Raw genomic sequence first — 14968 nt, 5'->3', positions numbered from 1 at the left:
CGCCGGCGCAAAGCCATCCTTGCGAATCGGGCTCGCTACTCGCCAACTTGCGCAATCAATTCGATCTCCACGCAGGCGCCGAGCGGGAGCTGGGCGACGCCGAACGCACTGCGCGCGTGCTTTCCGCGATCTCCGAAGACCTCGGCCAGCAGGTCGCTGGCCCCGTTCGTCACGAGGTGCTGTTCGGTGAAGTCCGCGGTCGAATTGACGAGACTCATCAGCTTGACGACCTTCACCATCGCGTTTAAATCGCCGGTCGCCGCATGCAGGGTGCCGATCAGATCAATGGCCACCGCGCGGGCGGCCTCTTTACCTTGTTCCGTGGACAGGCCTGCGCCGAGTCGGCCGACCCAGACCTGGCCATCCCGGCGGGCCAAATGGCCGGACAGAAAGATCAGGTTGCCGCTGCGCATGAAGGGCGCATAAGACGCCGCCGGAACCGACGCCGCGGGCAACGGGATGCCGAGGGATTGAAGCTTGTCGTAAACGCTCACTGGAATTTCTCCGTCAAGAATGGCTGTCTGTTGTGGCACGCGGGCGAAGGCACCCTGGTCGAGCGAACCATCAAGCTCCCCTTTGGCGTGGAGTGTTCACGTCGCGTCGCGTCGTCGCTTGAAGTCAGGCGCACAGCGCGCCCCCGCTGGCTAGGCCGCAGGAGTCGCCAAAGAAAAAGCGGTCCCGCCTGGACTGGTGCGCAGGCCTTCCTTGAGGTGCTGCCAGGGCAGCTCCGCCGGATCGGCGATGAACGGACCAGGGGCGCGCACGACAAGAATTTCTTCCGCGATGTGCGCGAAGTCGGCACGGAAATGAACCGAACTCTTGTTCACCAGGATCTTCATGTCTTCGGGGTTGATGCCGACGGTGCGGTACATGTTCCGGTCTAGCAGCTGCGCCTTGGCCGAGCTCACCGCGATGCGAACGCCATCGATCCGCAGGCATGCCATGGGGCCGAGGTCAGCTTCCTTGCCGTTCATCATGGGGCCGCCATAGACAAACCTGCCATCCGACAGCGCCTCGACTTCATACCTGGCCTGCAATGGCTCGTCTCCGGGAACCTGCGGGCATCCGCCCAGGCCGATGTCGACCCGTGCCCCTACGCCCGCGGCGTGGGCCGCTGCGGCAGCCGCAGGGTCGCAAATCAGTCCGATGGCCGCGTCCTTTGCGCCGAGCTTGAGCAGGGCGCGCAGGATGCCCGTGGTGTTCGAATCCCCGCCGACGCCGGGGTTGTCCTGGGTGTCGGCGATGATGACCGGCCGCGAGGCCGTGGCAGCGATTTGCATGGCCCGTTGAATGGCGGTGTCCGGCTCGTCAAATTGCACGGACCACTGGCCTTCGGCGTGCAGCACGCGCGAGAACAAAGCCTCCACGTCGCGCTCAATGCCTGCCTTGTCGCGCCCATACCCCCACACCACGGAGCCGCACTCCGCAAAATCGGCGGCCGGAAAACCAGGCGTGAACGACAGCGAGAGCGGTTCCCCGGCCTCGAGATCTTCCAGCAGGTCGTACATGCCGCGCGCGGGCTGCATCATGGTGGACATGGCGTTCACGGGGATGAGAAAGGGCAGGCGCCGCACCGCGAGGTGCACCGGCTCCGTCGTGCTGGTCACGTGGAGCAGCAACTGTGCTGCGCGCCGTCCGGTGTCTGCCATGTCGATGTGCGGATACGTCCGGTAGGCGACAAGCCCATCCGCCAGCGTCAGCATTTTTTCGGTGACGTTCGCATGCGAATCCACTGAAACAACGATCTTCATCGCGTCGCCGACAACTGCACGGACGCGGGTCAGCAATTCACCTTCCCCGTCATCCAGGAGTTGGGTGACCATGGCCCCATGCAGGTCCAGGTAGATGGCGTCGAAAGATTCTGTCCTGACAGCCTCGACGATTTCCCCGGCGATGCGCTCGTAGGCATCGGTGGTGACATGGGCCGATGCACCGGCGCCCGCCCAGATGACGGGGGTGACGCTGTGGCCATGCTCGCGCACACATTTGATGAAGCCGCTGATCGGGATGTTGACGTTCAGCAGGCCGAAGATCTCATTGCCGCGAGCCAGGCCCGGAAAGTCTTCTCCATTCACAAAGCTGTTGTAGGTGGCCATGGTCGGCGCGAAGGTGTTGGTTTCATGCTGGAAACCGGCAACGAGGATGTTCAAGGGAAGCTTTCGGTTAGGTTTTTGTCGAAACTGCGACGAGGCGCGGAAGCACCGGGCGCTGGATGCTCATTGCGGCGTCAGCTTGATGGAGCGCGCCATTTTTTTGAACTTGTCGATTTCGCTGGCATAGAATTTTGCGGAGACCGGCAGCGACTGAGGGCCCATGGGCGAGCTGCCGGAAGGCTCCAGCACCTTGGCGATTTCCGGCGATTGAATGCCTTGCTGGGATGCCTCCAGCAACAGCCGCGCGCGATCGGCGGGAACGCCGGTCTTGGTCATGACCGCGAGCCATATCGAATGCACCAGCTCTTCCTTGTGGTCAATTCTGGTTTCGGAAATCGCCGGCACGTCCGCAAGGGTGCGCATGCGCTTGTTGTCCAGAATGTTCAGCGCCTTGATCTTGTGGTTCTCGAGCAGTTGGGTCGATGAACCGAGGTTGGGAAGAATGGTGATGTCGATCTGCTGACCCATCAGGTCCTGCATCATCGGAGTGGCGCCCTTGTAGGGCACATGCAGCAATTTCGCACCGGTGGTCTGGGCCATGTATTCGGAAACGATGTGGTACATCGACCCGTGGCCCGGGCTTCCGAAGGTCACGCTCTGGCTGCCGGGTTTCTTGCCGGCGGCAATCAGTTCTTCCAGCGACGCGAATGGCAGGCCGGTGCGGGCCATCACCACGAGAGGATGCGATGAGATGGGCGCAATCAGGTCGAGGTCTTCCGGCTTGTATTTGGCCGATGCGTTGGAGAGCGGTGCCAGGATCGCTTCGTTGGGCGAACCCATGATCAGGGTGTAGCCGTCGGCAGGGCGGCTTAGCAGCCGTTGCACGGCGAGTGCGCCGCCCGCGCCGGGCAGGTTTTCGATGATCACCGGCTGCCCCAGTGTCTTGGCCATGGCGCGCTGCATGGCGCGCGCCAACACATCGGCAGGACCTCCGGGTGGAAAGGCAACGATCATGGTCACCGGTTTGGATGGGAACGCCTCTTGCGCCTGGGCTGCTCCTCCAACCATGGAAATCGCCATGAGCGCAATGGCAAGGACGCGTTCGAGCCGTTTTCCGGTGGGCTTGGGCGAGTGCGCAATGGTCAGCGCTGCGCGTGGCTGTTGGGCTGGGGGGCGGTGTGGCATTTCATTTCTTTCAAAATAAATCTGGCAGGGGTGAGCAAATTATTTGATGTAGGATGCGTTCGAGTGATAGCAATTTACTGACAACATCGTTGCTCAACGAGCAACAGTCATGTCTTATGTCATACGGCTGAAAAATGCGTGAAATCAATCAGAAACGGTTGAAGTACTTTCAGGAGGTCCTCGCCCACGGATCGATTCGCGGAGCCGCCGAGGCCCTGAACACCGCGCCGTCCGTCATCACGCGGCAGATTGCATTGCTGGAAGAAGAGCTTGGCCTGATGCTTTTCGAGCGGCAGGCACGCGGGGTCGTTGCGACCGATGCGGCTGCCCACGTCCTGGAATATTGGCGGGGGTGCCAGGCGCAGCAGGAACGGCTGAGCGAAAAGCTTCGCGCTATCGGTTCAATGGACGAAGGCGCTGTGAGGCTGGTGGCCAGCGAGGGGTTTATCGACGGCCTTCTGGACCAGATCCTGGCGCCCTTTTGCGACGCTCACCCGAAACTTTCGGTCACATTGGACGCGATGCCGGTCGACGCGATCATGAGCGATGTGGCGGACGACGCTGCGCACATCGGTCTGGCCTACAACCCTCAGGCCGATGCCAACATTCGCTTCGTGACGAGCGCGGCGGCGCCCCTGAAACTCCTGGTCCGTGCGAATCACCCCCTGACGCAAATTGCAAGTCCGCTGCATCTCCACCAGATCGTGAAGTACCCCCTGGCATTGATGCCGCCCGGTTATGGCGTCGGACGGCTGGTGGAACTGCTTGAATATGCGGAGCACGTGAAATTGCAGCCAGCGTTGCGCTGCAATTCAGTGGTGGGGCTCAAACGCTTCGTGCGATCCACGAACGGTGTCACTTTTATCGGTGCGGGCGTGGCCGCGGCGTCGGAAATCGCGGCCGGGCACCTGGTGGCGCTGAGCATGGCGCACCCGCTTTGCCAGACGGCGCAAGTGAGGCTCATTGTTCGGCAGGGGCGGCCGCTGCCGGTGGCGGCAAGCGCTTTGCTGACCGAAATTCAGCGCAACTTTTCCATCTTTGATGCCGCCTGAACACTGACGGCCCGGCGATGCCGGACCGCCGCAAACAGGCTGTCGCCGACAGCGTCAGCGACGGCGACAGCGATATCCAGACACGGCATATCCCGGCCCAGCGAACAGCTTGGGGGTTGGCGACTCTTTTGACTCTTTGTATGCCTATGTATCCGGACCGCCCATGGATACAGCCGCATGCCAATGGGCCGTGTCCGCGACACAGCACGGATACGAACACGCGGTTCAATCGCTGATGTCCGCAGAACACATCGGGATTTCGAGCACCAGGGTGCATGTCTTCTTTTTCCTGGCATTGCGGGCTGGCGTCGAACGCGGTATCCGGCCGATTCGAGTTCCTCCCGATCCTTGAACCATCCAGACCATGACCTTTCTGATTCTTGCCTTTGTCGGCGGTGTCCTGACCATTGTCAGCCCCTGCATTCTTCCGGTATTGCCTTTTGTCCTGGCACGCGCAGGCCAGCCCTTCCTGAAAAACGGATTGCCCCTGTTGCTGGGCATGGCCCTGGCATTTACCGCGGTGGCGACCCTGGCTGCCGTCGGCGGCGGCTGGGCTGTCGAGGCCAATGAATATGGCCGTCTTGCGGCGCTTGCGCTGCTTGTCGTCTTTGGGTTGGCGATGCTGTTCCCGGGCTTGGCGGAACGGTGGTCACGGCCGCTGGTGGCGCTGGGCGCCCGGATCGCCACGTCAGCCGATGGTGGCGCGTTCGGACATCGCGCATTCGTCTCGTCGCTCGTGCTCGGCGCGGCCACCGGGTTGCTCTGGGCGCCGTGCGCGGGGCCTGTCTTGGGCCTGATCCTGACGGGTGCGGCGATTCAGGGCGCGAACGTCGGCACGTCGCTGCTGCTGCTGGCGTACGCAGGCGGTGCCGCCACCTCGCTGGCGCTGTCCTTGCTGGTCGGCGGGCGGGTGTACGCGCTGCTGCGGCGCTCGCTAGGCGTCAGCCAATGGGCACGGCGCGGCATGGGGGCCGCGGTGCTGGTCGGCGTGGCCCTGATCGCCACGGGCCTGGACACCGGGCTGTTGAGCCAGCTGTCACTGAGCAGCACCTCCAGGATCGAGCAGAAACTCATCGACACCTTGAAGCCGCAGGGCATGAGCCAGCACGGGGAATACGGGCTTGGTGCCGAACCCCGTGCGCCCGAAACAGCATCTTTGGTTGCTGCCAAATTCGATGCCGTCAGCGAGCCTGCAGCCAAGGGCGAGAGCGGGAGCGAGGGGGCGTTTCCCTCGCTGGCCGGAGCGGTCGGCTGGATCAATTCACCCGCCCTGCAAAGCCAGGACTTGCGCGGCAAGGTGGTCCTGGTCGACTTCTGGACTTATTCCTGCATCAACTGCCTGCGAACGTTGCCATATGTCCGGGCATGGGCAGACAAATACAAGGATGCCGGCCTGGTCGTCGTGGGCGTGCATTCGCCGGAATTCGCGTTTGAAAAAAATCAGGACCACGTGCGCAAGGCCGTCAAGGATTTGAACATCACTTATCCCGTCGCCATCGACAGCAACCATGCCATCTGGCGCGCGTTCCAGAATCAGGCGTGGCCGGCGCTGTATTTTGTCGATGCCCAGGGCAGGGTGCGCCACCACGTTTTTGGCGAAGGGCAGTACCAGGAATCAGAGAAGGTGATCCAGCAGTTGCTGGCGGAGAACGGGAAAGCTGCCGCTGCCGGCGGACTCGTTTCGGTTGAAGGCGAAGGGGTGCAGGCTGCACCGGGTAACGACGTGCTGTCCAGGGAGACGTATGTCGGCCATGAGCGCGCGGTCAACTTCGCGCCTGCGGGCGGCATCCAACCCGACCGATTACACCGTTACCAGCCCGCAGCCACCCTGAAGTTGGACCAATGGACGCTGGGTGGCGAGTGGACGATAGCGCCCGAACGCGCGGTCGTGGCGCGCGCCGGCGCACGTCTGGCGTACCGGTTCAGCGCGCGAGACCTTCACCTGGTGCTGGGGCGGGAAGCTGGCGGAGGGCCTGTGCGCTTTCGCATTCTGATCGACGGAAAGCCGCCGTTGAATGGTCACGGGACGGATGTGGATGCGGAGGGAGCAGGCCTGGTCGACGCGCATCGGCTTTACCAGCTGGTCAGGCTGCCGTCTTCGGCTGGTGAGCATCTCTTTGAGATCGAATTCCTTGATCCTGGCGCCCATGCCTATGCCTTCACGTTCGGCTGAGCGGCTTGAACGTTCAGGGCCTACTTTCATGAAAAAGTTATGGTTTGCGATGACCTTCTTTCTGGGCGGTTTTGCGCATGAACTGCGCAACCCAGTCAATTGCCAATGCATCGCCTCCCGGCCGGCGATTGTCTGGCGCTCGCGTGACCAAAAAAACACCTGAGCGGCTTTGGCACGCGTACCGTGCGGGGCTCGGCGAACACGATTTTGTACGCCATGTTGTACGGTCATGTATTTGCCTCAAGGCTGATACGTTGACATACAAGACTGGGCCTGACTCGACACACCGCAAATACATGCGGCTTCTCTAATGCAAGGGTGCTGGACCGGGCGTCAGCCCGCCAGCGCTTTCAGTTCAAACCCGTCTAAAGGAACCCACATGTCAGAAGAAGTGAATCGTCAACGCCGATATTTCCTGGGAAGTGCCGCAGCAGGCATCGCCGCCGCCGAGATGGCTTTCATGGGTGGAGCCCATGCGCAAAGCGCCGCGCCGCCTTCCGTGTCAGCGTCAGCGTCCGGAACCGTCCGGAGACTTGAGCCCATCAAGCAAATCAGAGCGGGCGAATTGGACGTCGGCTACTACGAAGCCGGACCCGCCGATGGAATTCCGGTGCTGTTGTTGCATGGCTACCCTTACGACATCCACAGCTATGCCGAAGTCGCGCCGATGCTGGCGGCTCGCGGGTGCCGCGTGATCGTGCCGCATCTGCGCGGACACGGCACCACCCGCTTCCTCGACAGCGCGAACCCGCGCTCCGCCCAGCAGTCCGCCGTGGCGCTGGATCAGATCGCTTTGCTCGATGCCCTCAAGATCGACCGCGCCGTGATGGTCGGTTACGACTGGGGCGCCCGCACGGCCTGCATCATCGCGGCGCTGTGGCCGGAGCGATGCCTGGGGCTTCTTTCGGTCAACGGCTACATCATGACGAACCTTCCGGCCAACAAGCATCCCCTGCCCGCAAAGGCGGAGCATGGCTGGTGGTACCAGTACTACTTCGCCACCGAACGGGGTCGAGAGGGCCTCGAGGCGAACCGACGCGATATTGCAAGAATTTTGTGGAAGACGAATTCCCCGAAGTGGAACCATGACGAGGCCACCTTCGAACGCAGCGCCGCGTCGTTCGACAATCCGGACTACGTGAACATCGTGATTCACAACTACCGCTGGCGCCTGAGCCTCGCGGACGGCTTTCCGAAGTACGCCGAGTGGGAGAAGCGGCTTGCCACGCTGCCGGTGATAACGGTTCCCACGATCACCATGGATGGCGACTCGGACGGTGTCGTGCCGGCCACGGATGGAAAGGCCTACGCCTCGAAGTTCACCGGCCCGCGAACGCATCTGATCGTGAATGCTGGCCATAACGTGCCGCAGGAAGCACCGCAGGCATTTGCCGATGCCGTCTGGAAGCTGGCGTCCGCACCTCGCTGAGCGAAGCCGGCCCGTCACGGACCTGGCCTGCCCATGTTGATCGGGCAGGCCAGCGCTTGGGATTTCAGGACGGCAATACCAGCCGGGCCGCCAGGCCGCCACCAGGCCGGTTTGACAGACTGAGACGGGCGCCGATGGAGGATGCCAGCTGCTGCGCGATGGCCAGGCCCAGGCCGGTGCCTCCGGTCGTTCGGTTTCTGGAGCTTTCCAGGCGGTAGAACGGCTGCAGGACGGCATCCAGTTCGGATTCAGGAATGCCGGGTCCCCGGTCCAGCACACAGATCTCGATTTCTGCGCCGGGAGTGGCTTGCACCGTCAGCTCCACGTCGTGACCAAACTTGAGTGCGTTGTCGGTCAAGTTGGTCATGATGCGCCGTATCGCCAACGGCCGGCTGATGACGGGGTGTCCGATCTGCCCAAGCACCCTGATGGACTGTCCCGCGTCCTCGTAGTCGCAGCGAAGGCTGTCCAGCAGGGCATCGAGGTCAATCCGGCAGGGGGTCTCGTCGGCGCCATGCAGGCTGCGGGCATAGGTCAGCGCCTCCCTCACCAAGGCCACCATTTCATCGAGGTCGCGCTGCAGTTTGCCCCGCTGTTCTTCGTCGTCCATCAGGTCCGTACGCAGCCGCATGCGGGTGATGGGGGTTTGCAGGTCGTGGGAAATCGCAGCCAGGATCTGGGTCCGCTCCTTCAGGTAGCCCGCGATCCGTTTTTGCATGGCGTTGAACGCCGTGGACGCGCGCGCCACCTCCGTCGGCCCATCTTCAGGCAATATCGTCCCCTTGAGATCAGGTCCCAATGCATCTGCGGCATTTGCAAGTCGCCTTAACGGCTGGGTGGCCACCCGTACCGCAAAGAAGGCGCAGATGGCGAGCAGCGCCAGCTGGAGGAGCTGCAGTGTGGGCAGCCATTGCGACACGGGCATGCCCGCGGCCTTCAGATCAATGGTCAGCGGGGCGCCATCGCCCAGCAGCAAATGCACTTGCACATGCTTCGGATCGCCGGGAATGGCATTGACGGTGACCTTGTATCGACTGCCGATGGCGTTGACGATGGAAGCGCTGATCCGCTCGGCGATCTCATTGCCGGGGCCCTGCGCGGTGATACCCGCGTCAAGGAGGTATCGGTAGTTGTTGCGCTCCAGCAAGGGAAGCCAGGATGCCCGTTCGCCCGCGGGCACCCGGTCGAGGATGGCAACGGAGCTGGCAACGTCCTTTTCCAGGTTTCCGAGCATCATGTCCCGGCCCGCCAGTCCCCGCTCGTACATCACCAGGGCATACGACATGGCCTGGGCGGCGACGATCCCGACGAACAGGATCAGCATCAACCGGGCAAAAAGGCTTCCTGGCCAGCGCAGCCAGGTGCCCGGATGCGCTTTCATTTTTCCTCCTGCCGGGCCTGAACGGTGGCGCAGAACACATAGCCTTCGCTGCGCACCGTCTTGATGTAACGCGGCTCTCGCGCAACATCCTGCAGGCGTTGGCGCAGGCGGCTCACGAGCAGGTCAATGGAGCGCTCAAACAGCTCGGCATCGCGTCCCTGGGTGAGGTTCAGCAGCTGGTCGCGGTTGAGCACACGCTGCGGGTGGTCCAGGAACACGCGCAGGAGGCGGTACTCAGCGCCGCTGAGGGGCACCACGGTTCCGCTGGTGTCCAGCAGATGGCGCCCGGTGGTGTCGAGCTGCCAGTCTCCGAACGACAGCAGGTTCGATGGTTCCTCGACTTGCAGATTGGGCGGCAGCATGCGTGTGCGGCGCAGCACCGCGCGAATGCGGGCCAGCAGCTCGCGCGCTGCGAAGGGCTTGGCCAGGTAGTCATCGGCACCCATCTCCAGGCCGAGAATGCGGTCCGCTTCCTCGTTGCGTGCGGTGAGCATCAGAATGGGAATGGCTTTGAATTTTCCGACGCGCAAGTCTCTGCACAATGTCAGGCCATCCTCGCCGGGCAGCATCAGGTCGAGCACGATCAGGTCGACGGCGACGTCGTCCAGCGCGGCGCGCATGTGCCGCCCCGATTCCACCTTGGTGACCCGCAGGCCGTTTTTCTCCAGATAGCTTCCCAGCAGTTCCCGGATCTCGCGGTCATCGTCAACGATGAGAATATGGTCTGGGTGCATGGATTCGTCCTGAAAATTCATGGTCTTGGCATTTGGCCGCTCACGGGCAGGTTCGGCGAAGTCTGGCGAAGAAGGCCTCACTGGGCAAGCAGCGCCTGAATCATTTTTTCGGTTTCCTGGTAGCGTCCCTCGCCGAAATGGTTATAGACGATCTTTCCTTTTTTATCGACAAGGTAGATCGCCGGCCAGTAGCGATTGTTGAAGGCCCTCCACGTGGCGTAGCTGTTGTCCTGCGCCACGGCATGCTGGATACCCAGCCGCTCAATGGCCGACTGTACGTTCCTGGTCGACTTCTCATACGCGAATTCGGGCGTGTGGACACCCACGGTAACGAGGCCCTTGTCCCTGTATTTTTCATGCCAGGATTTCACGGCCGGCAGGTGATTCAGGCAATTGATGCAGGTGTAGGTCCAGAAATCAATCAGTACCACCTTGCCCTGTTGATCGGCCATGCGCAGCGGCGCCGAGTTCAGCCATTTATCAATGCCGGTGAACTCCGGCGCAACGGTCGGGCTGTTGCCCAGTGTGTTGCCCAGCGAAAGGAAGGCTGAAGCATATGGCGTGGCACAAGCTGCGGCAGCCGCAGCTAGAAATCGACGGCGAGAGGTCATGGTCGGAGTCCTTGAGGTTGGGAGAAAAGGCGGCGCCACGCGAAAAAGGGAGTGGCCATACCGGAGCACAGGTCATGGCAGGGAGGATGTCCGCGCCTGATGGAGCATTGGAAGGCGGTCAGGTATCACCCATGTGTCCTGTGAGCGCCGGCGCGTAATTCCGGGTATCGCGGACCTGCGTCGATACACTGAAATACAAAAAGGTCGCTTCGCAGCTCGCGGTCGGTCTTGCCTGAAGACCGGCCAGATGCCGAGTGCCCCATGCCCCATGCCCAATTCGGGTGATTGACTGCAAACCAATCAAGTGCGGAGCTACGCCGCGCCACATCTTCGATGACGGCTTCACATGAGGTTTCGACGTATCCCGAGGGCTATGTCGCACCATCAAGCGCTTAAACCGGATTTGATGTGAGCGCACGCTAGCGCCGAAGGTGGCATTCCGACGCTGCTCAAAGCGCCGGAGCAGTGGATCGTGTTCCTCGCGGTCGTTCGGGCGGCGGCGCGGGTCCGATGGAACAGATCCCCGCGCCGCCTCCCCCAAACCGAGGACGCGCTGGTTCGATATTTGCTTCATACTCCGCAAGTTTCCGGATGTTCCCAAAAACATGCGGACCGAACGGTAGCGACGTGCTTGTCAGGACTCATGACAGGTTTCACTTCTACGAGGGCGGGGTATGCGGGAGCTGATAAAAATAAATCGCGCCGATCTGCGGGGCGGCATTCAGGCGTCACTGCGGGCCATGACGACCACAGTCGCCCCCGTGCTGCTTTTCATGAGCATGCTGGGGCCGGAGGCCATGGCCGCGGGCTTTTGGGCAACCGTGATCACCGCGACCCTGATACCCGCCATCAACCTCCTTCTCAGGGGGCAGTCCGCGGTGATACCGGGCGCCCGGATGGCCTCTCTGGCAGCCTACGTCTGGCTCGTGATCAGCATGACCATCGCAGCGGACGAGGCGGCAGGACATGCGCCCCAATTGCACCTGACGGCAGCGCAGCTAACCATTGGGCTGGCGGCTGGCAGCCTCATGTTTCTGGTGGCAAGCGCTCTGGTGTTGCTCTGCGGGCTGCTGAAGTTCGGCAATCTTTTCAAGATGATTCCCATGCCTGTCACCGCAGGTATCAGCAATGGCACCGCCCTGCTTTTGCTGATGCTGGGCATTCAGACGATAAGGGGCAGCGGCGTGACGGCTGCTGTCACGGCCGTGGGCATGGTGGCCTGTTTTGTTGTCTGGCCCCGTCTGCTGGCGCGGGCGAAAAAGCTGACGTTCATCCCCGGGGTGGTGGCGGCCCTGTCGGTGGGGCTGGCCATCGCCATGCCGCTGGAGGTCCCCTTTCCATCCTCCAGCACATGGGTCGCGCCCGACTGGGCATGGATGTCCGTGCGGCTGTGGCCTGAACTGCCCCAGCACGAATTCGCGCGCCTGCTCAAGATCGGCTTGCCGGGCGTCATGACCCTGGCATTGGTGATGATCCTGGAAACCTTCACGGCCGCCAACGAGATGGAGCAGCGCTTTGGCGTCCGCATTAATCCAAACCGCGAATTGATGGTGCTGGGGGGCTCCAACATGGTCAGCGCCCTGCTGGGGGGCGTGCCCTGCACGGGTCACAATTCCCGAAGCATTTCCAGCTGGCTGGCCGGGGGGCGCGGCGTGCATGTTGCGCTGGCGGGTCTGGTGTTCACCGGTGCGCTGTTACTGACGTTTGGCAATTGGCTGGTGGCCTTGCCTGTTGGCGTGGTGGCCGGCATATTGCTCCTGCAGGCCCTTCTGATGGCGGAGCATGAATTCTTTCATCGGCTATGGGAGATCGTGCGCACGCGGCACTGGCGCCGTGAAGGGACGTCCGATCTGGGTTTCTGGACCACCGTGGTCATTTCAGTGGTGGAGTACTTCGGCAACATGATCTGGGCCTGTTTCATGGGTATCGGCTTGTCGTGCCTGGTCATTCTGCGGCGTGTGTCCGACAGCCTCACCACGAAGTGGAATTATCTCGATCGCTACCGCTCGCGGCGGGTCAGGACCTTCGAGGAAAGCAACCTCCTGACTCAGACGACCGACCGGGTGGGCATTTTGAAGCTCAATGGCCATCTGTTTTTTGGCAACAGCATCCGGCTGACTCAATTGGTCGATGAACTGAACCCCGAGGCAACGGCCGTTGTCATCGACGTGAGTCAGGTTCTGGATGTGGATCCCAGTGGCCTGAATGCACTGACGTGGCTCATCCGGGCTGTTGTGGAGCGGGAATTGACGGTTGTCCTCACGGGCATGAACCGGACCCGGTCACCGGAACTGCACGAGGCCCTGCAGGCAATACCCGGGATTCAACGCCGCGTCGACATGGACCGCGGGCTGGAGCTTTGTGAGGATGTGGTTCTTTCGGCCTTCTCCACAAAATCGGCTGCAGTGCTTTGCGTACCGCTCCCGGAAAACAGCCTGCTGGACGGCCTGACTGCGGAGGAAGTTACCGAGGTGTTGATGCTGGGCGAATTCCGTGAGGTGGCCAAGGGTGAAGTACTGTTCTTCAAGGACAGCGAGGCGGATGGCGTCTGGCTGCTCGAAGAAGGCAATGTCAGCATCTTGTCGGGCGGCGATGAATCCACCCGGCTGTCCACGTTGGGGCCAGGCCAGTTCCTCGGTGAAATGAGCCTGATCGACGGAAAACCTCGCTCTGCGACTGCGCAGGCTGATAGCCCGGTGCGCGCCGTGTTACTGGACAAACAGGCCATCGCGGCACTGATGAGCCGGGAGCCCGAGGCCACCCTGAAGATCATGCGCAATATTGTGAAGTACCTGTCTTACCGGATACGCAGTACCTCGGCCCTGCTGGCCGAAGGCACCAGCGAACCCGTCTCCGGCTGGGCGAGCAGCGTACAGAGCAATTTTTCCCGGCTGTGAGTCGGCCGAGAGCGCGCCGATTAGGGGATGGCGGGCTGAGAAAACGTTTTCCTTGCGCATGCGCGGAAGGAAAGCAAGGAGTTACGGGCATTAAATGGCGTGAAAATTGACTTGTGCAGTACAGCCAAGTCAACAAGAATGGTTTTTTTGATGGAGTTATATGCAAATGAATGACCTTAGAAGCATTTTGAGTGCGTTTATGGTTTGGGGTTGCGCCTGGGCGCCGTTGCTGTCCCATGCCCAGACTGAACCTGTTGGTTTCGTGAAAACCGTGAAGGGCGACGCCTGGATCACCACGGCAGGGCAACGCGTTCCGGCGCAGTTGGGCACGCCCGTTCTGCAGGGCAGCCAGCTCAAGACGGGCCCCGCCGGTACGCTGGGGGTCACCTTCAAGGACAACACCGTGATGTCCTTCGGCCCCGATACCGAACTGACGGTGGACGAATATCTGTATGCGCCTGCGCAGGGCCAGCTCAAGCTGGGTACGCGCCTGGCGAGGGGCAGCCTGAACTATGTGTCGGGTGTGATTGCCAAGCTCAAGCCCGATGCCGTGACGGTCAAGACGCCGGCCGGCATCATCGGCGTGCGAGGTACGCAGTTCGTTGCCACGGTACAAGTGCCTTGAACCAACCGCCTGCCTCGGTTTGGCGCTTGGTTGGGTGGCCTTGCACAAGCCCGCTTTGACTGAATTCACTGAGGTTTACTGAGATCTGCTGAGATCTTGCCCCGCACTTTCGCCTGATCCGCCTGGCGCGCAAGAGCAAGACAGTCTTCGAATATCGAGTCGAGAAAAAGAACAGCGCAGTCCGCGTGACCGTGTTGTGCGGATCGCGGTGCGCCGTTTTTTGCGCCGCCTGCCTCCTGATGACCTTGGGCATCGCTTCGCACGCGAGCCCTTTCGCCTGGAACTCGAGGCGTTGACCAGGTTGGGTTTCCCGTGACCGATCTGCTGCCCACAGGACTCCGGGCATTGAGGTCGATTCGCCGTTCGGAATGGCGCGTGAAAAGCGGTGAAAATTAACTATCTGTTGTTAAATAATGTAAAAACTGATAAAAATACGCTAACTAACTGCATTGCAGAGGGATGGTCGGAATGGTCAAGAAGAAAAAATGCTCGCTGCTCACGCTGGCGCTACTGGCTGGTCTTGGCGTGCAAGCCCAGACATTGCCTGAGCCCATGGTGGACGCAGCACGCAAGGCGGTGGTCAGCAACCCCGAGGTGCAGGCCCGCTGGCACGGCTTCCAGGCCGCCGGCAACGAGCGAGACGTGGCCCGCGGCGGCTATTTCCCCCAGATCGATCTGCGCGCCGGCACCGGCCGCGAGAGCCGCGAGACGCCATTGACCGACTTTGGCCGTTACAACTTCCGTGGCACGACGCTCACGCTCAACCCCAGATGCTGTTTGACGGGCTG

At 61.8% G+C, this 14968-nt stretch carries 11 protein-coding genes and 1 pseudogene; 6 read left to right on the top strand and 6 right to left on the bottom strand.

Translation table 11 applies throughout. The features are described from left to right. Window positions 1-35: 35 nt before the first annotated feature. The 3 genes from AC1DUB_RS25140 to AC1DUB_RS25130 all read right to left on the bottom strand — a co-directional run bounded on the left by AC1DUB_RS25140 (window position 36) and on the right by AC1DUB_RS25130 (window position 3278). Entirely contained in the window at window positions 36-494 is a 459-nt protein-coding gene (locus AC1DUB_RS25140; RefSeq protein ID WP_477731872.1) for a RidA family protein, read from the bottom strand. A 150-nt stretch (window positions 495-644) separates the two neighbouring features. Next, window positions 645-2150 (bottom strand): M81 family metallopeptidase, encoded by a 1506-nt coding sequence (locus AC1DUB_RS25135; RefSeq protein WP_477731871.1) that lies wholly within the window; start codon window positions 2148-2150, stop codon window positions 645-647. A gap of 66 nt (window positions 2151-2216) precedes the next feature. Next, window positions 2217-3278 carry a tripartite tricarboxylate transporter substrate binding protein gene (locus tag AC1DUB_RS25130; RefSeq protein WP_477731870.1) on the bottom strand — a complete coding sequence of 354 codons (1062 nt, stop codon included), beginning with the start codon at window positions 3276-3278 and terminating at the stop codon, window positions 2217-2219. 134 nt (window positions 3279-3412) lie between these two features. Here AC1DUB_RS25130 and AC1DUB_RS25125 point away from each other — a divergent pair, with 134 nt between their 5' ends. The 3 genes from AC1DUB_RS25125 (at window position 3413) to AC1DUB_RS25115 (ending at window position 7932) form a co-directional block, all read left to right on the top strand. Continuing rightward, a complete protein-coding gene (locus tag AC1DUB_RS25125; RefSeq protein WP_477731869.1) occupies window positions 3413-4330 on the top strand; it encodes a LysR substrate-binding domain-containing protein in 918 nt (305 codons plus the stop codon). Between the two features lie 364 nt (window positions 4331-4694). Continuing rightward, window positions 4695-6503: a cytochrome c biogenesis protein DipZ gene (locus AC1DUB_RS25120; protein WP_477731868.1), complete on the top strand. Its 1809-nt coding sequence runs from the start codon at window positions 4695-4697 to the stop codon at window positions 6501-6503. 379 nt (window positions 6504-6882) lie between these two features. Further along, window positions 6883-7932, top strand: a complete 1050-nt coding sequence (locus AC1DUB_RS25115; protein WP_477731867.1) for an alpha/beta fold hydrolase — start codon at window positions 6883-6885, stop codon at window positions 7930-7932. A 64-nt stretch (window positions 7933-7996) separates the two neighbouring features. On the opposite strand, the gene AC1DUB_RS25110 is transcribed toward AC1DUB_RS25115, so the two are convergent. From AC1DUB_RS25110 to AC1DUB_RS25100, 3 genes are all read right to left on the bottom strand, one after another. Further along, window positions 7997-9313, bottom strand: a complete 1317-nt coding sequence (locus AC1DUB_RS25110) for an ATP-binding protein (protein WP_477731866.1) — start codon at window positions 9311-9313, stop codon at window positions 7997-7999. Next, window positions 9310-10047: a response regulator gene (locus AC1DUB_RS25105; RefSeq protein WP_477731865.1), complete on the bottom strand. Its 738-nt coding sequence runs from the start codon at window positions 10045-10047 to the stop codon at window positions 9310-9312. Before AC1DUB_RS25105 ends, AC1DUB_RS25110 begins: the two co-directional genes overlap by 4 nt. Before the next feature lie 77 nt (window positions 10048-10124). Then, window positions 10125-10658: a thioredoxin family protein gene (locus AC1DUB_RS25100; protein WP_477731864.1), complete on the bottom strand. Its 534-nt coding sequence runs from the start codon at window positions 10656-10658 to the stop codon at window positions 10125-10127. Window positions 10659-11398: 740 nt separating this feature from the next. Here AC1DUB_RS25100 and AC1DUB_RS25095 point away from each other — a divergent pair. The 3 genes and pseudogenes from AC1DUB_RS25095 to AC1DUB_RS25085 all read left to right on the top strand — a co-directional run. Further along, the gene (locus AC1DUB_RS25095; RefSeq protein ID WP_477731863.1) at window positions 11399-13555 is read left to right on the top strand and encodes a cyclic nucleotide-binding domain-containing protein; all 2157 of its coding nucleotides are present in this window, start codon (window positions 11399-11401) and stop codon (window positions 13553-13555) included. 262 nt (window positions 13556-13817) lie between these two features. Beyond that, on the top strand, window positions 13818-14180 hold the full coding sequence (locus AC1DUB_RS25090; RefSeq protein ID WP_477731862.1) for a FecR family protein: 363 nt from the start codon (window positions 13818-13820) through the stop codon (window positions 14178-14180). 468 nt (window positions 14181-14648) lie between these two features. Further along, window positions 14649-14968 (top strand): annotated as a pseudogene (locus AC1DUB_RS25085) (TolC family outer membrane protein); the annotation flags it as partial.

This window comes from Polaromonas sp. P4_F9 (genome assembly GCF_056401235.1).
This window is presented reverse-complemented; position numbering and strand designations above follow the sequence as displayed.